The organism is Aliiroseovarius sediminis (assembly GCF_022678485.1).
GTDB lineage: Bacteria > Pseudomonadota > Alphaproteobacteria > Rhodobacterales > Rhodobacteraceae > Aliiroseovarius > Aliiroseovarius sediminis.
On the sequence record NZ_JALBYP010000022.1, the window covers coordinates 39,295 to 60,107 of the forward strand.

Genomic DNA, 20,813 nt, shown 5'->3' on the forward strand with positions numbered 1-20,813 from the left:
TGGCGTCTTGATCTGGCAGGCTGGATGGTCGGCCCACTGACGGGCCGTCGGATTGCGACCGCGCTTTATGTCTTGGTCAGCCTTGCAACAATGAAAATGCAAGCGCGGATCGAGCCGGCCTGACCCTCCCGCAGGCCGATGGGGCGGTCCCTTCGGGGGCCGCCCACCCCAAACCCATCAAAGGGTTTCAAGAAACGCGCTGGCGCTGGCGCGATAGGCATCCTTCTTATCGTCCCCCATCCTGTCCCACGTGTGAAACACCTGCCCCAACCGCGGGTTCTGGCGCAGTTTCTTTTCGTTACGGATCAGGAAATCCCAATACAGTGCGTTGAACGGACAGGCCCCGTCGCCGGTCTTTTTCTTCACGTCATACCGGCAGGCGCCGCAATAGTCGGACATCTTGTTGATGTAATTCCCGCTGGCGGCATAGGGCTTGGACGCCAACAGACCGCCATCGGCGAACTGGCTCATCCCGATGACGTTCGGCGCCTCGACCCATTCATAGGCGTCGAAATAGACCGCCAGATACCATTCATGCACCGCATGTGGATCAACGCCGGCCAGCATCGCGAAATTCCCCGTCACCATCAGGCGCTGGATGTGGTGGGCATAAGCCTCGTCCCGCGTCTGTGTGATCGCGGCGGCCATGCAGGCCATGTCGGTGTCGCCGGTCCAGTAGAACCATGGCAGATCGCGGGAGGCCTCGAAAAAGTTCTCGTCGGTGTAGCCGGGCATTTTCAGCCAATAGACCCCGCGCACATATTCCCGCCAGCCGATGATCTGGCGAATGAACCCCTCGGCTGCGTTCAGGGGCGCGTGGCCGTCATAATAGGCGCGTTCGACCCGGCGACAGACCTCCAGCGGGTTCAGAAGGCCCGCGTTGATGTAGGCTGAAAGGACCGAGTGATACAGGAACGGCTCGCCCTCCAGCATCGCGTCCTGATAGTCGCCGAAACACGGCAGCGCCTGATCGACGAAGGCCTCAAGCGCCTTTAGCGCATCGTCGCGGGTCACGGCGCTCCAGAACGGGCGAAGGGTGCCAAAATTGTCTGCAAACTCGGCTTCGACCAGATCAAGAACGTCACTGGTGATCTGATCCGGCGCGACGCGAAGCGGCTGGGGCATGAACAGGTCGCCCTTGGCGGGCTTGCGGTTCTCGGCGTCGAAATTCCACTGTCCACCCTCGGGCTGGTCGCCTTGCATCAACAGCCCGGTCTTGCGGCGCATGTCGCGATAGAAATATTCCATCCGCAACTGTTTGCGCCCCTTCGCCCAGCTTTGAAAATCCGCGTGCGGGCACATAAATCTTGTGTCCTCCAGCACCTGCACGGCAACGCCCAGATCATCGGCCCAACCGTCCATCTCGGCCTTCAGGCGGTATTCGCCCGGTTCGGTCACAACCACGCCCTGCGCGTCGTGGTGGGTGATGGCGCGCGCAACCTCGCCCTTCAGCGACCCGGTGTTGTCGCCGTCACCGTAACGGGTATAGCTGATCTGCCACCCTTGCGCCTGAAGCTCTGCCGCGAAATGGCGCATGGCTGAAAAGATCAACGCGATTTTCTTCTTGTGGTGGGCGACATAGGTCGCTTCGGTCGCGACCTCGGCCATCACGATCACATCTTTGTCCCGGTCGGCTTCCATCAACGCGTGCAGGTCGGGTGACAGTTGATCGCCAAGAATCAGGATGATGCGCGGATGCTCGGGCTTGTCCGTCACCACGGCACGGTCTTCCCCGCCCAGTCAAAAAAGCGCCCGCTGTCGTCCGGGGTCAATCCGTCGATGACGTCAAGCAGGTTGCGGGCGGCCTGTTCGGCTGGCACGGATTTGTGCTGGGGATAATCCTGCGTAAACGGCGTCGCCACCGTGCCGGGATGCAGCGCGACGCAAGTCAGGTGTTTGTGGGTCCGCCCCAACTCGATCGAAGCGGTTCGGATCAATTGGTTCAGCGCCGCTTTTGACGCGCGATAGGAATACCAGCCCCCCAGCCCGTTATCGCCGATTGACCCCACGCGGGCCGACAGGGCAGCAAAGACAGCGGGTTTCGTGCGCGGCAGCAGGCGTTTGGCATGTTTCAGAACAAGCGCCGGGCCGATGGCATTGACTGCAAACACAGCCTCCAGTTCCTGCGCGCTCAAGGCCCCAATGGATTTCTCGGGCCCGGTGGTGCTAGCCAGAACACCCGTCGCGACGATAACCAGATTGAACGGAGCCTCAAGCTGTCCGAGTACATCTGCCACACTGTCCTCGTCCGTGATGTCCAAACCATCGCCGGATCGTGACAGGCCCGTGACGTCGTAGCCGCGCCCTGTCAACGCGGCGGCCAGCGCCTGCCCCACCCCGCCTGATGCCCCGATAACCAAAGCGCGTTTATCCATGTCAGTTCCCACGTCAGTTCAAGAAGAAGATCGCGGCATTCAGGGCCGAGGCAAAGCCCACCCACGCCGCATAAGGGATGAACAGAAGGCCCGACACACGGTCCACGAGCCAAGCGGATTTGATGAACAGAAGGATCGTGACAAGCATGGCTGCGATCACGATCAGGGCAATCCCCGGCATCTGCAGCGCGAAAAACAAGGGCGACCACAGGAAGTTCAGGCCCATCTGAACCAGCCACAACCGAAACAGCGCGGGGTGGCCCGGCTGTTGCCAGACCCGCCAGCCTGCCACCGCGATCATTAGGTAAAGCACCGTCCAGACCGGCGCGAACACCCAGTTGGGCGGGTTGAAAAACGGCTTGTTCAGCGCCGCATACCATTCTCCGGGCGCAGTCAGGGTGCCAATCGCACTGCCTGCACCGATGACAATCACCACAAAAACCAGAAGAGAGATTGCGTTTTTCATATCAGTTTACCTTCGAACCAGTTTCGGTCGCGCGCAGCAAAGCGGCCTCGATATCCTTCGTAATGGTGGCCGACATGGGTTTGACCGGCGGACCATAGGTTGCGATCACCTTGCCATCAGGACCAATCAGAACTTTGGTAAAATTCCAAGCCGGTGAAAACCCCGTTTCCGCCTTGAGCGAGCGATAGAAGGCGTGCGCGTCCGGGCCGATGATCGTGGTGATCCCGGCCATCGGCAAGTCGATGCCAAACCGCATCTCGCAATATTCCTTGACCGCCTTATCGGTCGACAGCTCTTGCCGAAAATCGTTCGATGGCACCGCCAGCACGACCAGCCCGCGGTCGCGATAGGTGTCATACAAGGTCTGCATTCCGTCAAACTGCTTGGCAAACACGCAACGCGACGCGGTGTTCACCACCAACACGGGCTGCCCGCGCCATTGCGAGATCGACAGGCTCCCCCCGTCAATCGCCGCGAACGGCGTTGCAAGGTCCACCGCCCTTGCCTGCGACCCGAACATCACCGCCAGACAAACGATCAGCAATCTGAGCATGGTATCACCTCCGTTTAAGGCGTTACGGCCCGGCCCCGCCTGCGGATCAGAAAAAGGCGCGCTGCGGCAGCGACCATGCGTCGCGTCAGTGTCCGGTCGACAACCTGCCAAGCGAAGCCTATCAATCCCTTGATCCGCTTTCCGGTGCCTCGCACACCGGATACAAGCCATCACGTAAGGGGAAATCCCATGCTGAAAACCACTCTTGTCATCCTGACGCTGGGCTATGGCGGCACGACCCATCTGGCCGTTGCCGAGGCCGAAACCCAAGAGGATTGTCTGGCCAAGGCCGAAGTGCTGGACCAGATCCTGACCGGCGCCGGCGCAAAGATCACGGCCCTGCGCTGCGGCCAGACCGATCTTCGCCTTACGCCCTATAACCACAGCTATGCCGAAGGCGAGCTGCGCTGGCATTACCACATCAAGCTGCACGGAACGGAACGCGAGGACGGGTTCACAATGGCCCCGACCGCAGCAGGCCGCTGCTCGGCCGATGGGGCTGATGAGTTCTGCACGATTTCTGCACAGGCCCCGGTCGAAGAGTGAGCCAAGGCTGACTGGGCCGAGCGCACCGGATCGCGCGTGGTGAACGCGCCGCACGGTCAGTCGACGTCAGGAAGGCGCGGCATTTCCGCGCCCTTCAAACCCGCGCCTGCCGGATCATGTCTGCTGCTTTCTCGGCGATCATCACGACCGGCGACGCCGTATTTCCCGACACGATCTTCGGCATCACCGACGCATCCACGACGCGCAACCCGTCCAGCCCATGCACCCGCAGATCGGGGCCGACCACGGCGGCAGGGTCATGGCCCATCTTGCAGGTGCCGACCGGGTGGAAGATTGTCGTGGCAATGTTGCCCGCCTGCTCCAACAGGGCCGCGTCACTGTCATGGGCCGGGCCGGGCAGGATTTCTTCGGGTTGATAGGGGCGCAGCGCGCCCGTTTGCATGATCGTGCGCGCCTGCCGGATCGAGGCAACGGCCACCCGCTTGTCACGCTCAGCCGACAGGTAATTCAGCCGGATATCGGGTTGCACTCCCTGATCGGTGGACTGCGCATGGCAAGAGCCGATGCTTTCAGGGCGCAGGTTGCAAACCGACACCGTGATCGCGGGGAAGGGATGCAACGGATCGCCCAGACGGTCGGTGGACAGGGGTTGCACGTGATACTCCAGATCGGGCGTCTCAAGCGAAGGGTCGGACTTGGTGAAAATCCCGAACTGGCTGGGCGCCATCGACAATGGCCCGCTTTGGCGCAGCGTGTATTCCAGCCCGATCCGGGCCTTGCCCCACAGCGAATTGGCCATCGTGTTCAACGTCTTGGCATTCTGCACCTTGTAGACAGTGCGGATTTGCAAATGGTCCTGAAGGTTTTCGCCCACGCCGGGGCTTTCGTGAACTGGTGTGACACCCAACCCCGTAATCCTGTCTGGCTGGCCGATGCCCGACAGCTCAAGGAGCTTGGGCGAATTGATGGCGCCTGCCGACAACAGCACCTCGCCGGTGCAGCGCGCCTCGAACATCTTGCCCTTCCACGCAAAGCGCACGCCTTTGACCGATTTGCCCTCGACGATCAGTTCCTCGGTCTGGGCTTGCGTCAGCACCCGCAAGTTGGGCCGCCCCATCGCAGGGCGCAGAAAGCCGGTCGCGGTGCTCCACCGCACGCCGTTTTTCTGGTTCACCTCGAAAAAGCCCGACCCTTCGTTGTTGCCGTCGTTGAAATCCTCGCGCGGGTGAATGCCCATCTCGGCCGCGCCGTCCTGAACGGCCTTCAGGATGTCCCATTTCAGGCGCTGGCGCGTGACCTTCCATTCACCGCCCGCCCCGTGCAGGTCAGTCTGCCCGGCGTGGTGATCTTCGGATTTCAGGAAATAGGGCAGCACATCGTCCCAGCCCCAACCAGTGTTACCAAGCTGGCGCCAATTGTCGTAATCCGCGGCCTGCCCGCGCATGTAGATCATGCCGTTGACGGATGTGCAGCCACCAAGCACCTTGCCGCGCGGATAGACCAGCGATCGGCCGTTCAGCCCCGGCTCATGCGCGGTTTTCATCATCCAGTCGGTGCGCGGGTTGCCGATACAATACAGATACCCCACGGGTATCTTGACCCAGTGGTAATTGTCCTTGCCGCCGGCTTCCAACAACAGCACCCGGTTTTTCGGGTTTTCCGTCAGACGGTTGGCCAGCACACAGCCCGCCGTGCCCGCCCCCACGATGATATAATCATAGGTGCCGTCCAGCGTTTCAATTTGGGTCATCTAAGACACTCCAATAGCCACCGTACCCTTGTTGGTAGGCGGCAATTGGGTCAACCACAACTCTGTTTCTGGACCAATACGCCTAGTTCGACGCGATATAGAACGGCAGATCCTTGGCCGCGTTGCGATACCAGGCGATGATCTTCTTGCGCTCTTCGCCTTCCATGTAGGACACGTTGGCTGGCGGCATCGCGACCGAGACACCGGCTTGCAAATAGACCTGACGCGCGGCACGGGCGATATCGCCTGCGGTTTCCAGATGAATGCCCTTGGGCGCGCGGCGGATACCGTCATAAAACACCTCGCGCGCATGGCACATCGAGCAACGGCCCAGGACAATGTCCTGGACCTCTTCAAACCCTTCGGCGTTTGCGAAGATTTGCTCGGTTGTACTCAGCGGGCGGGCTTCGGCCTCTTCCAGCGTGTCATATTCCAAGGGCGCGGTGGACAGCCACATGATCAGGATGAACAGAACCGTCGTCACCAGCCACGTCCATTTCGGGTCGCTGGTCCCCGCGTGGTTCGAGTTGAAGTAGTGCCGGATCGACACACCCATCAGGAACACAAGGGCTGCGATGATCCAGTTATATTCCGAGGCAAACGCCAGCGGGTAGTGGTTGGACAGCATCAGGAAGATCACCGGCAGCGTCAGATAGTTGTTATGGGTCGAGCGCAGCTTGGCGATCTTGCCATATTTCGCGTCCGGTGTGCGGCCTTCCTGCAGGTCTTTCACCACGATGCGCTGGTTCGGCATGATGATGAAAAACACGTTGGCCGTCATGATCGTTGCGGTGAAGGCGCCAAGGTGCAACATGGTCGCGCGGCCCGTGAAGATCTCGTTATAACCCCAGCCCATTGCCACCAGCAGAATGAACAACAGCACCATCAGAACGGTTGGGTTCTCGGCCAGCGGCGACTTGCACAGCCGGTCATAGACGATCCAACCGATCGACAGCGACACAGCGGAAATCGCGATGCCTTGCCACAGCGCAAGGTCGGCTTTCTGCGCGTCGATCAGATAAAGCTCGCCGCCCACCCAATAAACGATCATCAAAAGGGCAGCGCCCGACAGCCACGTCGTATAGCTTTCCCATTTGAACCAGATCAGATGCTCGGGCATATTTTCGGGCGCCACAAGGAACTTGCGAATGTGGTAAAATCCACCCCCATGAACCTGCCATTCCTCACCATGCGCGCCGACGGGCAAATCCGGCGCTTTGCGCAGACCAAGGTCCAAAGCGACAAAGTAAAAGGACGAGCCAATCCAGGCCATGGCGGTGATGACGTGCAACCAACGGACCGCAAAGGCCAGCCAGTCCCACATGATAGCAAGATCTTGCATAGGGTTTTCCTCCGAGCTTTTGTAAAAAGGTAGCTCACGGGCTGATTATCGTATATTAGGAAAAAGTATCTAGCTGTTTCAAAAAAAGAAGAACAATCGAAAAATGGCTTACTTGGACAATGTGCGCACCTTCGTTCGGGTCTATGAACTGGGAAGCATGTCAGCCGCCGCGCGTGATCTGAGGATTTCGGCAGCCGTCGCATCGTCACGGATATCGCAACTGGAAACCCACTTGGGCATCCGCCTGTTTCAACGCACCACGCGGATGTTGAACCCGACCGAACAGGGCAACACGTTCTATAAAGGCGCAACCACAATCCTTGAGGCCGTCGCCGCCGCCGAGGCTGACATCAGCGACATCACCCAATCCCCGCGCGGCACCCTGTACGTCGCCGCGCCCCTCGGGATCGGCCAGCGTTTCATCGCGCCCGCCGTGCCAAAATTCAAGGAAGCCTTTCCGCTGATCAATATCCGTATGCGGACTTCGGATCGCAAGCTTGATATGGCCGCCGAAGGTCTGGATGTCGCGTTTTTTCTGGGCGTGCCGCAGGACAGCAACCTGCGCATCCGCAAGATCACCGATTGCCCGCGGGTGCTGTGTGCGTCGCCGGACTATATCAAAAGCCACGGAATGCCTCAGTCCAGCGACGAACTGCGCACCAATATGCACGATTGCCTGAACCTGCGCTATCCGGGTGCGCCGGAATTTCAGTGGCCGCTGCAAACCCCCGACGGGGTCAAGCGCGTGACCGTGACAGGCCCGTTCGAGGCCGACCACGGCGAGATCCTGACCAATTGGGCGCTGGACGGACAGGGCATCGTTCTGAAAACGGTGTTCGAGATTTCGGATCACCTTGCCAAGGGGCGACTTGTCCCGGTGCTAGAGGACGAACCGCCCCTGCCCATTCAACTGGCCTGTCTATACATGCACCGCCGCAGGCAAGACCCCAAGGCCCGCCTGTTCATCGACTTCATGGTGGACCACATTCTGGCGTCGATGCCGACTTAACTGCCGCGATAGGTCGAATACCCGAACGGCGACAGCAGAAGCGGCACGTGGTAATGGGCGGCTTCCGACATGCCAAACCGCAATGGCACGACATCCAGGAACCGGGGTTCTTCGGGCGCGGTGCCGGTGGCATCCAGATAGGCGCCAGCATGGAACACCAGTTCATATGTGCCCGTCTCGAACTCGGCAGCGGGCAGGATTTGTTCATCCGTGCGCCCGTCATCATTGGTCTTTAGGCTGCGCAAATGCGTACGCGTCTCACCTTCGATCCGATACAGGTCGATCTCAAGACCTTCCGCCGGGCAGCCCCGAGCAGTGTCCAGAACGTGGGTGGTCAGATATCCGGTCATGTGGCTTCTCCTTATGCGCTATGTATTCATGGCGCGTGTGCAAATTTCAATACATAGGGAAGTGTCAAAAAGCTCTTTCAAAAAAAATGTGAAAGTTACAAAGATTGTTTCGAGGTATAGGAAAGAAAAAAGGAGACCCAAATTGAAACGCTACACCCGTGACATGCGCGGCTACGGCCCGAACCCACCCCATCCCCAATGGCCGGGCGATGCAAATGTGGCGGTGCAATTTGTGTTGAATTACGAAGAAGGCGCAGAAAACTGCGTGCTTCACGGTGATGACGCGTCCGAGGCATTTCTGTCCGACATTCCCGGTGCCGCCCCGTGGCCCGGCAAGCGTCACTGGAACATGGAAAGCATATATGAATACGGTGCGCGCGCCGGGTTCTGGCGTCTGCATCGGCTGTTTACCGGCGCAGATATCCCCCTGACCATCTATGGCGTCGCCCGCGCGCTGTCGCGCAGCCCTGAACAGCTTCAGGCGATGAAAGACGCGGGCTGGGAAATTGCCAGCCACGGTCTGAAATGGATCGAACACAAGGATATGCCGGAAGATGCCGAGCGTGCCTCGATCGACGAAGCCATCCGCCTGCACACCGAGGTCGTGGGCGAACGCCCGCGCGGCTGGTATACGGGCCGTTGTTCGGAAAACACCGTGCGCCTTGCCGCCGAGGAAGGCGGGTTTTCCTATGTATCAGATACTTACGACGATGACCTGCCCTATTGGATGGAAGTCGGCGACCGTGATCAGTTGATCATCCCCTATACGCTGGAAGCCAACGATATGCGGTTTTCGACCTCGCCCGGTTGGGTTACGGGACAAGATTTCGGCGATTACCTGATCGACGCATTCGACACGCTTTATGCCGAAGGTCAGGCGGGTCGCCCGGCTATGATGAGTGTTGGCTTGCACTGCCGTCTTGTGGGCCGCCCCGGCAAGATCGCCGGGCTGAAACGGTTTATCGACCACATTCAGGCGCATGATAGTGTCTGGACTCCGCGCCGTATCGACATCGCTGATCACTGGGCGAAAACCCATCCACCCAAGCGGTTCGAACGTCCCAGTCAGATGGACAAGGAACGTTTTGTGTCGCTGTATGGCTCGATTTTCGAGCATTCCCCGTGGATCGCCGAACGCGCCTTTGATCTGGAACTTGGCCCGGCCCATGACAGCGCGGCAGGTGTGCATAACGCCCTTTCCCGCGCCTTCCGCACCGCATCAGAGGACGAGCGCCTTGGCGTTCTGACCGCCCACCCCGATCTGGCGGGCAAGCTGGCGGCGGCGGGTGAATTGACGGAAGAAAGCACGTCTGAACAAGCTGGTGCGGGTCTGGATTACCTAACCGACGAAGAACGCGAGACGTTCACCAAACTGAACACCACCTATGTGGAAAAGCACGGCTTTCCCTTCATCATCGCGGTGCGCGATCACGACAAGGCGTCGATTCTTGCCAATTTCCACACACGGATCGACAATGACCGCGACATCGAATTTGCCGAGGCCTGCCGACAGGTTGAACGCATCGCGCAATTTCGTCTGAAGGATCTGTTGCCGTGAGCCGCACGCTTACTGCACAGCCCCTGACCGCTGCAGACTTCGCCCCTTTTGGCGACGTGATCGAGGTATCGGGCGCCCCCGACAAGATCATCAACCAAGGCATGTGCGGGCGTCATCACGACCTGGCGACGCTGGACTTTGCAGACGGGCGCGCCGGGATCAGCCTGTTTAACGCCAAGGCGCGCACCTTCCCATACGAAGTCGACATGGTCGAACGTCATCCAGACGGCAGTCAGGCGTTCATCCCCGTGTCCGGCGTTCCCATGCTGGTCGTCGTGGCCGAAGATCAGGACGGCGCGCCCGTCAACCTGAAAGCTTTCATGACCAAGCCGGGCCAGACCATTAACCTGCACCGAGGCGTCTGGCACGGCGTTCTCGCCCCCATCGAAAAACCAGGACAGTTCATCGTCGTTGACCGCATCGGCGATGGACCCAACCTGCAAGAACATTGGTTTGACGATCCTTATGTCGTCGAGGCGATTGACTGATGCACTTGCCACAGAAGCAAGCCATCAAAACCAGTCAATAGGGAGGAAACCACATGGCTGACAATTCCATCGGGACAGCGGAGCAACTTCGTGACCCAAATTATACCCCGCCTTTGTACAAGGCGATTCCGCTGGGCATCCAGCACGTCTTGGCAATGTTCGTGTCAAACGTTACGCCAGCAATTATCGTCGCGGGGGCGGCAGGCTTCGGGTTCGGGTCAAACTCGCCCGATTTCCCCGAGCTTCTGTATCTGATCCAGATGTCGATGCTGTTTGCTGGCATCGCGACACTGCTGCAAACGATTACGCTTGGCCCCGTCGGGGCGGCGCTGCCCATCGTGCAGGGCACGTCTTTTGCGTTCCTGCCCATCATGATCCCGCTTGTGGCGGGCAAAGGCGTTGATGCGCTGGCAGCCTTGTTCACCGGCGTCATCATCGGCGGCATCTTCCACGCCTTCATCGGGACATTCGTCGGCAAACTTCGCTTTGCCCTGCCCCCGCTTGTCACCGGGCTTGTCGTCACCATGATCGGTCTGGCATTGGTCAAGACGGGCATCCAATATGCTGCTGGTGGCGTTCCCGCCGTCGGCACCGAGGAATATGGCAGCCTGCTGAACTGGTCAGCAGCCCTGATCGTGATTCTGGTCACGCTTGGTCTTAAATTCTTCACCAAGGGGATGTTGTCCATATCGGCGGTGCTGCTGGGCCTGATTGTGGGCTATGTTTATGCGCTCATGGTCGGCATGTTGTCGTTCGAGGCTATCGCAGGTTCGTGGGAAAACTCGGCCGCATTCGCCCTGCCCCAGCCGTTCAAATATGGCTGGGAATTGTCGGCCGCTGCAATCATCGGTTTCTGCCTGATGGCCTTCATCTCGGCCATCGAAACGGTGGGTGACGTATCGGGGATCACCAAAGGCGGTGCAGGTCGCGAGGCGACCGAAGAAGAAATCCAGGGCGCAACCTATGCTGACGGTGTTGGCACTGCGCTGGCCGGCTGTTTCGGCGCCTTCCCCAACACTTCGTTCAGCCAAAACGTGGGCCTGATCGCCATGACCGGTGTAATGAGCCGCCACGTCGTGACCTGTGGCGCGATCTTCCTGATCGTCTGCGGGCTGATCCCCAAGGTCGGCGGCGTCATCCGCACCGTCCCGATCGAGGTGCTGGGCGGCGGCGTGATCGTGATGTTCGGCATGGTTGTGGCCGCCGGTATCTCGATGCTGTCGGATGTGGACTGGAATCGCCGCAACATGGTGATCTTCGCGATTGCCCTGTCGGTCGGTCTGGGCCTGCAACTGGAACCCGGTGCGCTTCAGCACATGCCCGACACCGCGCGCATCCTGTTGACCTCGGGCCTGTTGCCAGCAGCGCTGATCGCCATCGTCCTGAACCTGATCCTGCCGGAAGAACTGGCGGACGAGGCGACTGAAGAAGTCTCGGGTGGCATGGCTGGCCACGGGCTCGGCTCAATCTCGCACGACGACCACGTTTGACCCAATTCCCGGCGCCCTGATCCGGGGCGCCGGGACCATCCGACAGTAGTTTCCTGACCAGAACCACACATAATCTACCGCTTCGACAGGCCAGTGACGCACCCCACGGAACGGCAGATCCGCGCCCCGGACGCCCAGAAAAAATCACAAACTGTGTGGGCAAGCCCCACGCAATAGATCACTATTGCCCATAGACACAATAAAACGGAGACCTCTCCATGGTTGATTTGCCCAATGACATTGATCCCATTGAATCGCGCGAATGGCAGGAAGCGATAGAAGACGTCATCGCCCGCGACGGCCCGGACCGTGCCCATTTCCTGCTGGACAAGTCAGTGCAACAGGCCCGCGCCGCCGGGGCAAACCTGCCGTTTTCCGCGACAACGCCGTATCAAAACACGATCCCCTCGGATGAAGAAGTCGAGATCCCCGGCGACATGGACATGGAATGGCGCATCCGCACGATCAACCGCTGGAACGCCATGGCGACCGTCGTGCGCCGCAACAAGGTATCGTCGGAATATGGCGGACACATTGCGTCGTTTGCATCTTCGGCGGTCATGTATGACATCGGGCTAAACCACTTCTGGCGCTCGAAATCCGCGATCCACGGCGGCGACCTTGTGTTTTTCCAAGGCCACGTGATCCCCGGCATTTATGCGCGATCTTTCATGGAAGGCCGCATTTCCGAAGAGCAGCTTGAAAACTTCCGGTCCGAGGTCGCAGGCGGCGGTTTGTCGTCCTATCCGCACCCCTGGCTGATGCCCGACTATTGGCAATTCCCGACCGTATCCATGGGTCTTGGCCCATTGATGGCGATCTATCAGGCCAGGTTCATGAAATACATGCACAACCGCGGTCATATCGACATGGCCGACCGCAAGGTGTGGGTGTTCCTTGGCGACGGCGAAATGGACGAACCCGAAAGCCGGGGCGCCATCGACCTTGCTGCCCGCGAAGGGTTGGACAACCTGATCTTCGTCGTCAACTGCAACCTGCAACGGTTGGATGGCCCCGTGCGCGGCAACTCGAAAATCGTGCAGGAGCTGGAGGGCGGCTTTCGCGGCTCGGGCTGGAACGTCATCAAATTACTCTGGGGCAAAGGCTGGGACGAGCTGCTTGAAAAAGACACCACAGGGCGTCTGCGTCAGTTGATGGATGAAACCGTCGATGGAGACTATCAGACATTCAAATCGAAAGACGGCGCCTATATCCGTAAGCATTTCTTCGGCAAATACCCCGAAACGGCAGCGTTGGTCGAAGATTGGACTGATGACCAGATCTGGGCATTGCGTCGGGGCGGGCATGATCCGCAAAAGGTCTATACCGCCTTCAAACGCGCCACGGACAACAAAGGTCAGCCGACCTGCCTGTTGGTGAAAACCGTCAAAGGCTATGGCATGGGCACCGGCGGCGAAGGGATGAACACCTCGCACCAGCAAAAGAAACTGGCCGAGGATCAACTGCGCGCCTTCCGCGACCGTTTCGACATTCCCGTCAGCGACGAGGATCTGCCGAACGCCCCCTTCGTCAAGCTGAACAATGCGCAGAAATCCTATCTTCTGGACCAGCGCAAGAAGCTCGGCGGCGACTTTCCCAAGCGCGACTGGCGCGAAACGCCCAAGCTGGAAATCCCCGGTCTGGACAAGTTCGCGGCCCAGTTTAAAGGCACGGGCGAGCGTGAAATCTCGACCACCATGGCGTTTGTTCGCATCTTGACCACGCTTCTGCGCGACAAGAATATCGGCAAGAACGTCGTGCCGATCGTGCCAGATGAAAGCCGCACCTTCGGGATGGAGGGTCTGTTCCGATCCGTCGGGATCTATAACCCCGAGGGCCAGAACTATACCCCCGAGGACGCCGACCAGATGATGTATTATAAGGAATCCATCAACGGCCAGGTGCTTCAGGAAGGCATCAACGAAGCCGGTGCCATGGCTGACTGGATCGCGGCGGCGACGTCTTACTCCAACCACGGCGTCCCGATGGTTCCCTTCTACATCTATTATTCGATGTTCGGGTTCCAACGGATCGGCGATCTGGCATGGGCGGCGGGCGACAGCCGCGCGCGTGGCTTCATGCTGGGCGGCACCGCCGGGCGCACCACGCTGAACGGCGAAGGGTTGCAGCACGAAGATGGTCACAGCCACATTCTGGCCAGCACCATCCCGAACTGCATCACCTATGATCCGACTTTCCAATACGAGGTCGCGGTGATCGTGCATAACGGTCTGCAACGGATGTATATCGATCAGGAAGACGTGTATTTCTATCTGACCCTGATGAACGAAAACTACTCGCACCCCGACATGCCAATGGGCGTCGAGGACGAGATCATCAAAGGTCTGTATCGTCTTGAAGAGGTCAAGAAGCCCGGCAAGAAACACGTCACCCTGATGGGGTCGGGCACGATCTTGGTGCAGGCCATGAAGGCCGCCGAGATGCTGAAAGAAGATTTCGGCGTCACGGCGGAAATCTGGTCGGCCACGTCCTTCAACGAACTGGCGCGTGATTGTCAGGATGCGGCCCGCTGGAACCGGCTGAACCCATTGTCCGAGCCGCGCGAACCCTTCGTGACCCAACAGCTGTCCAAGGCCAAGGGTCCGATCATCGCGGCGACGGATTACATGAAAAACTATGCCGAGCAAATCCGGTCCTGCGTGCCGGGGCGTTATACGGTGCTGGGCACAGACGGCTTTGGTCGCTCGGACAGCCGCGTAAACCTGCGCCGCTTCTTTGAAGTAGACGCGAACCACATCGCCGCAGCCGCCATGGTGGACCTTTATCGTGACGGCAACGTTACGAAGAAACAGCTGCAAGACGCGCTTTCCAAATATGACATCGACGGCAACAAGCCCAACCCGCGCTTGGTGTGAACGGACAGACAGGAGATTATACAATGACGATCGAAGTAAAAGTTCCCGACATCGGTGATTTTTCCGACGTGCCCGTTGTGACCGTTCTGGTCAGCGTGGGCGACGTGATTGCCGAAGAAGACCCAATTATCGAACTGGAAAGCGACAAGGCGACACTGGAAGTGCCATCGCCCGCCGCCGGTAAAGTGGCCGAGATTAAAGTGTCCGAAGGCGATAATGTATCTGAAGGCGCGCTGATCCTGCTGCTGGAAGGTGATGGCGCGGGCGCAGACAGCCCGGCGCCTGCAGCCGACGCGGCCCCCGCGCCCGCCGCTGCACCGGCACCTGCCGCCGCCCCGACCCCTGCCCCTGCGGCGGTGACGGATGCGGGCTTTGGCAAGGCCCATGCCAGCCCCTCGGTCCGTGCCTTTGCCCGCCAGTTGGACATTGATCTGGCGCAGATCAACGGATCAGGCCGCAAGGGTCGCATCCTGCGCGAGGACGTGACCGCGTTCCTGAAAACCCAATCAGCGCCTGCGGGTGGCGGTGCAGCTGCCAGTGGCGGCATGGGCATTCCGCCGATCCCCGCCGTCGACTTCTCGAAATTCGGCCCGACCGAAGATGTCGAGATGCCGCGCATCAAGAAACTGTCCGGCCCCGCACTGCATCGCTCGTGGCTGAACATCCCGCATGTCACCCATAACGAAGAAGCCGACATCACCGATCTGGACGCCTATCGTAAGGAACTGGATACAGCGGCCAAGGCTGACGGCTATCGCGTTACGCTTCTGTCTTTTGTGATCAAGGCCAGCGTCTCGGCGCTGAAACAGCATTGGGAGGTGAACTCCTCGATCCACCCTGACGGCGACAAGCTGATCCGCAAGGATTTCTATAACATCGGCTTTGCTGCCGACACGCCAAACGGGCTGATGGTGCCGGTGATCAAGGACGCCGACCGCAAGGGGATCATCGAGGTTTCCAAAGAACTGGGCGAGTTGTCCGCCAAGGCGCGCGACGGCAAGCTGAAGGGCGACGACATGTCTGGTGCGACCTTCACCATCTCGTCTTTGGGCGGGATTGGTGGCACGTCGTTCACCCCCATCGTCAATGCACCCGAGGTCGCCATTCTGGGTCTGACCCGGTCGAAAATGGCCCCGGTCTGGGACAAAGAGAAGGGCGAGTTCGTACCGCGCAACATGCAGCCGCTCAGCCTGTCCTATGACCACCGCGCCATTGACGGTGCACTGGCCGCGCGCTTCTCGGCGACATTGAAACACCTGCTCGGCGATGTGCGCCGGCTGATGCTGTAAGGGGGACGATCTGATGGATGTGAAAGTTCCTGATATTGGCGACTTCTCGGATGTGCCGGTTATCGGCATTCTGGTGGCCGTGGGCGACACGGTCGAAGCCGAAGACCCGCTGTTAGAGCTGGAAAGCGACAAGGCCACGATGGAAGTCCCCTCGCCCGCCGCTGGCGTGGTGAAGGAAATCAAGGTCTCCGAAGGCGATACCGTGTCCGAAGGATCGGTCATCATGGTGCTGGACAGCGCGGATGCGGGCGATGCGCCAGCCAAGGCTGCTCCGGCAGAAGCTGCGCCTGCCCCCGCACCTGCCGCGATTGCGGCAACGGGCACGGCGACCGGCCCCGGTGACGTGCATGGCGAAGTGGTTGTGCTAGGCTCTGGCCCCGGTGGCTACACCGCCGCTTTCCGCGCCGCAGATCTTGGTAAAAAGGTCGTGCTGATCGAAAAAGACAGCTCGCTTGGTGGTGTCTGCCTGAACGTGGGCTGTATCCCATCGAAAGCGCTTCTGCACGCCGCCAAGGTGATCACCGAAGCCGAGGAAATGGGCGATCATGGTATCGCCTTCTCGAAACCCAAGATCAAGCTGGACGACCTGCGCGACTGGAAATCTTCCGTTGTGAACGGACTGACCGGCGGTCTGTCCGGGCTGGCGAAAGCCCGCAAGGTGCAGGTCGTGACCGGTTATGGCCGCTTCTCTGGCCCGAACATGATCGAGGTGCAGACCGATGACGGCCTGACCAAAGTCAGCTTTGATCAATGTGTCATCGCCGCAGGCTCCGAACCCGTCACCCTGCCCTTCATCCCCCATGACGACCAGCGCGTGATCGACAGCACGGGCGCGTTGGAGCTTGAGGATATTCCCAAGCGCCTTCTGGTTCTGGGCGGTGGGATCATCGGGCTGGAAATGGCCACGGTCTATGACGCACTCGGGTCAAAAGTCACGATTGTCGAGTTTATGGACCAGATCATTCCCGGTGCCGACAAGGACATCGTGAAGCCGCTGCACAAGCGGATCGAGGGTCGCTATGAAGCGATCTTGACCAAGACGAAAGTCACTGCGGTCGAGGCGCAGAAGAAGGGCTTGAAGGTCACGATGGAAGGCCCGGACGGCGAGAAAACCGACACGTTCGACAAGGTGTTGGTCGCGGTCGGGCGCAAACCCAACGGCCATATGGTCGACGCCGAAAAAGCAGGCGTTGCCGTGGACGACCGTGGCTTCATCCACGTCGACAACCAGCAGCGCACCGGCGTTTCGCACATCTTCGCCATCGGCGATGTCGTCGGCCAGCCGATGCTGGCGCACAAAGCAGTGCATGAAGGCAAAGTGGCAGCCGAAGTTGCCGCCGGTCAAAAGCGCTTCTTTGACGCCCGCGTTATCCCGTCCGTCGCCTATACCGACCCCGAGGTCGCATGGGTTGGCCTGACGGAAACCGAAGCCAAAGCGCAGGGTATCAAGGTCGGCAAGGGCAGCTTCCCTTGGGCAGCCTCTGGCCGGGCGCTAAGCCTTGCGCGGTCTGAGGGCATCACCAAACTGCTCTTCGATGAAGAGGATGATCGCGTGATCGGCGCCGGCATCGTCGGCCCCAACGCAGGCGATCTGATCGCCGAGGTTGCACTGGCGATCGAAATGGGCGCCGATGCGGTCGATCTGGGTCACACCATCCACCCGCACCCGACCCTGTCAGAAACAGTGAACTTCGCCGCCGAGATGTTCGAAGGCACCATCACCGACCTGATGCCGCCGAAGAAACGCAAGACGTGACCCACGGCCCAGATCGGGCCAACCAAGCACCCAAGGCGCGCCCGTCGTGGCGCGCCTTTTTCTATGTTGCAGGGCCGCGCGCTGCGCCCTAGGAACCAAGGGACCGAAACACGAGCACCTTTCATGCAAGACTTCATCATCCTGGCCATCGCCGCCTATGCAGCGGGCGTTTTGAACACGATTGCAGGGGGCGGCACTTTCCTGACCCTGCCCGCACTGGTCTTTACCGGTGTGCCAGTGGTCGCGGCAAACGCCACCAGCGCCGTGGCGGTATTCCCCGGTTATCTGGGCGGCGCGTTGGGATTCCTGCCGGAATTGCGCAGCTTTGATCGCAAGCTGATGGTCAAATTGACCGTGGTCACGCTGGCTGGCGGAGTGGTGGGCGCGGGGCTACTGTTGATCTCGTCCGACAAGGCATTCTCTGCCGTGGTGCCATTTCTGCTGCTCGCCGCCACTCTGGTCTTCCTGTTTGGCAACCGCTTGCGGGAATGGAGCGCCAAGCACAGCCGCTCCGTCACCCCCTATGGCGCGGTCGGGCTGTTCTTAATCAGCATTTATGGCGGTTATTTCAACGGTGGGCTTGGCATCGTTCTGCTGGCGCTGTTTTCGCTGTGGGGCATGTCCAACATCCACCAGATGAACGGGCTGAAAAACGGGTTGTCCTTCGCGCTCTCCGCCATCTCGGTCGCGATTTTTGCGCTGGCGGGGCTGGTGGCATGGCCGCAGGCGCTGGTGATGATGGTCGCATCCACCATTGGCGGATACACCGGCGCCCCTGTCGCCCGCGCCATCCCGGTGCCAATGCTGCGCCTGATCATCGCCATCATCGGCTTCTCGATGAGCGCGGTGTTTTTCTATCGCTTCCTTGCAGGCTGACCTGTCACGGCATCACCCCGTGCAGATACAAAAGCCCCGGCAGCCAGCCGGTCAGAACGCCAGTGGCGAACGTTGCCGCGACCGTCAGCTTGCGAATGTGCCAGCCCAGCCCCAGCTCCAAGAAGTAAATGAACCACAGCGTCGACCACGCCGCCCAGCTTGCCGCCATCCACACCCCCCAAAGGGACGGTGACACGGCAACGAACGCCATCGGCAGAACCGTGATCGCGACGAACAGGCTGAACCAGCCCAGCCCCCGCCCGTCGCAACCCGTCGCGCGGTTATAGGCCACCCACCCATAGGTGATCGCAAACAACAGTGTCATCGCCGCGTTGCGCACCCCTTCTTGGTCCACAGCCCCCACAGTCAGCCCTAAAGCGACCGAGGTCGAAATCGCGGCAACCGCCACGTTGATCACGATGATCTCGCGATCTTCAATCCGACCGGCCAGCCAGATGCTGTTCAAAACCAGTACAGCGCCGACATATAACAACGTGATCCCCAGCAACATGCACGCGCCCTTCTTAAACGAGAAAGGGAAGGGACAAACGCCCCTTCCCCGGTTTTCAAAAGCTGTCAGATCCGCAGATCAGTGACCGCCATCGGACTGTTTCGCAGCCTCGACCATCTCATCTTCCGTGATCTCCTTGGTGCCGTTCAGCACGATGTTCAGCACGACCGACGCAATCGCTGCCAGCAGGATACCCGAGTGGATCAGCGGCTCGATCGAGTGCGGAAGCCACATGGTAAACTTCGGCGCGATCAAGGGGATCATGCCCATACCAAGCGAAATAGCGACGATCAGACCGTTGTTACGGTTGGTCTTGAAGTCAACGCCACCCAGAATACGAACACCCGTCGCGGCCACCATTCCGAACATCACCAGACCGGCACCGCCCAGAACGGCGACCGGCAGGGCCTCAACCAAGGCGCCCATCTTGGGCACCAGACCCAGCACGATCATGATCGCACCACCAGCCACACAGACATACCGGCTTCGGATACCCGTCACACCGACAAGGCCAACGTTTTGACTGAACGAGGTATAGGGGAAGGTGTTGAACATCCCACCGATCAGCGTGCCCAGACCATCGGTGCGCAGACCGGCCGACAGCGACGGACGCTCGATCTTCCGGTTGCACATCTCGCCCAAGGCCAGGAACATGCCAGTCGATTCAATCATCACCACGATCATGACAAGCGTCATGGTCAGGATCATGATCGGGTCGAAAATCGGCAGGCCAAAGCGGAATGGCGTGATCAGGGCAAACCACTTGGCATGACCGACCGTGTCGAAATGCATCATCCCGATCGAGGCCGCAAAGACCGCGCCCACGATAATCCCCAACAGGACCGAGATATTGGCAAGAAAGCCCGTTGCGTATTTCATCACAACGATGATCGTCAGCAGCACAAGGCCGGAAATCATCATGTTCTGCGGCGTTGCATATTGCGGGTTGTCCACCGTCGGCGCCACGGTCAAACCGTCTGGCACTGCCGGGATGGCACCGCTTGCCAGCATACCACGCACTTCCTCAAGCCACGCCGTATGGGTCGGATCAACGATCGCGGGCGCTGTGGGGCCAACCGGCAGGCCGAAGATCCAATTGATCCCGACGCGCATCAAGGTGACACCGATCACCAGAATGATCGTGCCCGTGACGACGGGCGGAAAGAACCGCAACATTCGGCTGACAAGTGGCGCGATCAGCATCGCGATAATGCCTGCGCCGATAATGGCGCCAAAGATCATACGCGCGCCATCCACGCCGGGATTTGCCACCGCGATCGACACCATCGGCCCGACCGAAGCAAAGGTCACACCCATCATGACCGGCATCTTGATGCCAAACCATTTGGACGCACCCATCGACTGAATGATCGTCACGACACCGCAAACAAACAGGTCAGCCGAAATCAGGAACGCCACCTGTTCAGGGTTCAATTTCAGCACGCGCCCGACGATCAGCGGCACCGCGATAGCACCGGCATACATTACCAGAACGTGTTGTAATCCAAGGGTAAATAATTTTGCGGGCGGCAGTTTTTCGTCAACCGGGTCCACGTCGGTGGTTATTGTTGTCATTTGGGTCTTCCTCCTCCAAATTTGTTTCAAGTCCGGGGAGCC

18 protein-coding genes are annotated in these 20,813 nt (G+C 59.7%); 9 read left to right on the plus strand and 9 right to left on the minus strand.

Annotation, left to right across the window (positions count from 1 at the left end):
* Positions 1-177: 177 nt before the first annotated feature.
* From MN186_RS04695 to MN186_RS04710, 4 genes are read right to left on the minus strand one after another with little or no spacing between them, the layout of a single operon-like run.
* Positions 178-1,716 carry a cryptochrome/photolyase family protein gene (locus MN186_RS04695; RefSeq protein ID WP_289069585.1) on the minus strand — a complete coding sequence of 513 codons (1,539 nt, stop codon included), beginning with the start codon at positions 1,714-1,716 and terminating at the stop codon, positions 178-180.
* A complete protein-coding gene (locus MN186_RS04700) occupies positions 1,713-2,375 on the minus strand; it encodes an SDR family NAD(P)-dependent oxidoreductase (RefSeq protein WP_242112920.1) in 663 nt (220 codons plus the stop codon). Before MN186_RS04700 ends, MN186_RS04695 begins: the two co-directional genes overlap by 4 nt.
* A 13-nt stretch (positions 2,376-2,388) precedes the next feature.
* Positions 2,389-2,841 (minus strand): TspO/MBR family protein, encoded by a 453-nt coding sequence (locus MN186_RS04705; RefSeq protein WP_242112922.1) that lies wholly within the window; start codon positions 2,839-2,841, stop codon positions 2,389-2,391.
* A 1-nt stretch (position 2,842) separates the two neighbouring features.
* A complete protein-coding gene (locus tag MN186_RS04710) occupies positions 2,843-3,394 on the minus strand; it encodes a glutathione peroxidase (protein ID WP_242112924.1) in 552 nt (183 codons plus the stop codon).
* Between the two features lie 189 nt (positions 3,395-3,583).
* Between MN186_RS04710 and MN186_RS04715 the strand changes: the two genes are divergently transcribed.
* Complete coding sequence (locus tag MN186_RS04715) at positions 3,584-3,940, plus strand: hypothetical protein (RefSeq protein WP_242112926.1); 357 nt, start codon at positions 3,584-3,586, stop codon at positions 3,938-3,940.
* 94 nt (positions 3,941-4,034) lie between these two features.
* Here MN186_RS04715 and MN186_RS04720 read toward each other — a convergent pair whose 3' ends face one another.
* Both MN186_RS04720 and MN186_RS04725 read right to left on the minus strand, forming a co-directional pair.
* Positions 4,035-5,651 carry a GMC family oxidoreductase gene (locus tag MN186_RS04720; protein ID WP_242112936.1) on the minus strand — a complete coding sequence of 539 codons (1,617 nt, stop codon included), beginning with the start codon at positions 5,649-5,651 and terminating at the stop codon, positions 4,035-4,037.
* Positions 5,652-5,733: 82 nt separating this feature from the next.
* On the minus strand, positions 5,734-6,993 hold the full coding sequence (locus tag MN186_RS04725) for a urate hydroxylase PuuD (protein ID WP_242112941.1): 1,260 nt from the start codon (positions 6,991-6,993) through the stop codon (positions 5,734-5,736).
* 103 nt (positions 6,994-7,096) lie between these two features.
* Here MN186_RS04725 and MN186_RS04730 point away from each other — a divergent pair, with 103 nt between their 5' ends.
* Positions 7,097-8,002 (plus strand): LysR family transcriptional regulator, encoded by a 906-nt coding sequence (locus MN186_RS04730; protein WP_242112946.1) that lies wholly within the window; start codon positions 7,097-7,099, stop codon positions 8,000-8,002.
* Here MN186_RS04730 and uraH read toward each other — a convergent pair.
* Positions 7,999-8,352 (minus strand): hydroxyisourate hydrolase, encoded by a 354-nt coding sequence (gene uraH, locus MN186_RS04735; protein ID WP_242112949.1) that lies wholly within the window; start codon positions 8,350-8,352, stop codon positions 7,999-8,001. The genes MN186_RS04730 and uraH overlap by 4 nt on opposite strands.
* A 142-nt stretch (positions 8,353-8,494) precedes the next feature.
* Between uraH and puuE the strand changes: the two genes are divergently transcribed.
* From puuE to MN186_RS04770, 7 genes are all read left to right on the plus strand, one after another.
* Positions 8,495-9,910 carry an allantoinase PuuE gene (gene puuE, locus MN186_RS04740; RefSeq protein WP_242112958.1) on the plus strand — a complete coding sequence of 472 codons (1,416 nt, stop codon included), beginning with the start codon at positions 8,495-8,497 and terminating at the stop codon, positions 9,908-9,910.
* Complete coding sequence (locus MN186_RS04745) at positions 9,907-10,398, plus strand: ureidoglycolate lyase (RefSeq protein WP_242112968.1); 492 nt, start codon at positions 9,907-9,909, stop codon at positions 10,396-10,398. Before puuE ends, MN186_RS04745 begins: the two co-directional genes overlap by 4 nt.
* 53 nt (positions 10,399-10,451) lie before the next feature.
* Complete coding sequence (locus MN186_RS04750) at positions 10,452-11,888, plus strand: uracil-xanthine permease family protein (RefSeq protein ID WP_242112974.1); 1,437 nt, start codon at positions 10,452-10,454, stop codon at positions 11,886-11,888.
* Positions 11,889-12,106: 218 nt separating this feature from the next.
* Positions 12,107-14,764, plus strand: a complete 2,658-nt coding sequence (gene aceE, locus MN186_RS04755) for a pyruvate dehydrogenase (acetyl-transferring), homodimeric type (protein WP_242112983.1) — start codon at positions 12,107-12,109, stop codon at positions 14,762-14,764.
* A 23-nt stretch (positions 14,765-14,787) separates the two neighbouring features.
* A complete protein-coding gene (locus MN186_RS04760; protein WP_242112985.1) occupies positions 14,788-16,053 on the plus strand; it encodes a 2-oxo acid dehydrogenase subunit E2 in 1,266 nt (421 codons plus the stop codon).
* A gap of 13 nt (positions 16,054-16,066) precedes the next feature.
* On the plus strand, positions 16,067-17,809 hold the full coding sequence (gene lpdA / locus MN186_RS04765) for a dihydrolipoyl dehydrogenase (RefSeq protein WP_242112987.1): 1,743 nt from the start codon (positions 16,067-16,069) through the stop codon (positions 17,807-17,809).
* A gap of 123 nt (positions 17,810-17,932) precedes the next feature.
* A complete protein-coding gene (locus MN186_RS04770; protein ID WP_242112989.1) occupies positions 17,933-18,685 on the plus strand; it encodes a sulfite exporter TauE/SafE family protein in 753 nt (250 codons plus the stop codon).
* Positions 18,686-18,689: 4 nt separating this feature from the next.
* Here MN186_RS04770 and MN186_RS04775 read toward each other — a convergent pair whose 3' ends face one another.
* Together MN186_RS04775 and MN186_RS04780 are read right to left on the minus strand one after the other, a co-directional pair.
* Entirely contained in the window at positions 18,690-19,196 is a 507-nt protein-coding gene (locus MN186_RS04775; protein WP_242112990.1) for an AmiS/UreI family transporter, read from the minus strand.
* A gap of 78 nt (positions 19,197-19,274) precedes the next feature.
* The gene (locus MN186_RS04780) at positions 19,275-20,771 is read right to left on the minus strand and encodes a nucleobase:cation symporter-2 family protein (protein ID WP_242112999.1); all 1,497 of its coding nucleotides are present in this window, start codon (positions 20,769-20,771) and stop codon (positions 19,275-19,277) included.
* Positions 20,772-20,813: the final 42 nt, after the last annotated feature.

Excerpts from the sequence above, each read along its gene's own strand:
- MN186_RS04700 (WP_242112920.1), bottom strand. The coding sequence starts at position 2,375 with ATGGATAAACGCGCTTTGGTTATCGGGGCATCAGGCGGGGTGGGGCAG.
- MN186_RS04705 (WP_242112922.1), bottom strand. The coding sequence starts at position 2,841 with ATGAAAAACGCAATCTCTCTTCTGGTTTTTGTGGTGATTGTCATCGGT.
- MN186_RS04710 (WP_242112924.1), bottom strand. The coding sequence starts at position 3,394 with ATGCTCAGATTGCTGATCGTTTGTCTGGCGGTGATGTTCGGGTCGCAG.
- MN186_RS04715 (WP_242112926.1), top strand. The coding sequence starts at position 3,584 with ATGCTGAAAACCACTCTTGTCATCCTGACGCTGGGCTATGGCGGCACG.
- MN186_RS04720 (WP_242112936.1), bottom strand. The coding sequence starts at position 5,651 with ATGACCCAAATTGAAACGCTGGACGGCACCTATGATTATATCATCGTG.
- MN186_RS04725 (WP_242112941.1), bottom strand. The coding sequence starts at position 6,993 with ATGCAAGATCTTGCTATCATGTGGGACTGGCTGGCCTTTGCGGTCCGT.
- MN186_RS04730 (WP_242112946.1), top strand. The coding sequence starts at position 7,097 with ATGGCTTACTTGGACAATGTGCGCACCTTCGTTCGGGTCTATGAACTG.
- uraH (WP_242112949.1), bottom strand. The coding sequence starts at position 8,352 with ATGACCGGATATCTGACCACCCACGTTCTGGACACTGCTCGGGGCTGC.
- MN186_RS04750 (WP_242112974.1), top strand. The coding sequence starts at position 10,452 with ATGGCTGACAATTCCATCGGGACAGCGGAGCAACTTCGTGACCCAAAT.
- aceE (WP_242112983.1), top strand. The coding sequence starts at position 12,107 with ATGGTTGATTTGCCCAATGACATTGATCCCATTGAATCGCGCGAATGG.
- MN186_RS04760 (WP_242112985.1), top strand. The coding sequence starts at position 14,788 with ATGACGATCGAAGTAAAAGTTCCCGACATCGGTGATTTTTCCGACGTG.
- lpdA (WP_242112987.1), top strand. The coding sequence starts at position 16,067 with ATGGATGTGAAAGTTCCTGATATTGGCGACTTCTCGGATGTGCCGGTT.
- MN186_RS04770 (WP_242112989.1), top strand. The coding sequence starts at position 17,933 with ATGCAAGACTTCATCATCCTGGCCATCGCCGCCTATGCAGCGGGCGTT.
- MN186_RS04775 (WP_242112990.1), bottom strand. The coding sequence starts at position 19,196 with ATGTTGCTGGGGATCACGTTGTTATATGTCGGCGCTGTACTGGTTTTG.
- MN186_RS04780 (WP_242112999.1), bottom strand. The coding sequence starts at position 20,771 with ATGACAACAATAACCACCGACGTGGACCCGGTTGACGAAAAACTGCCG.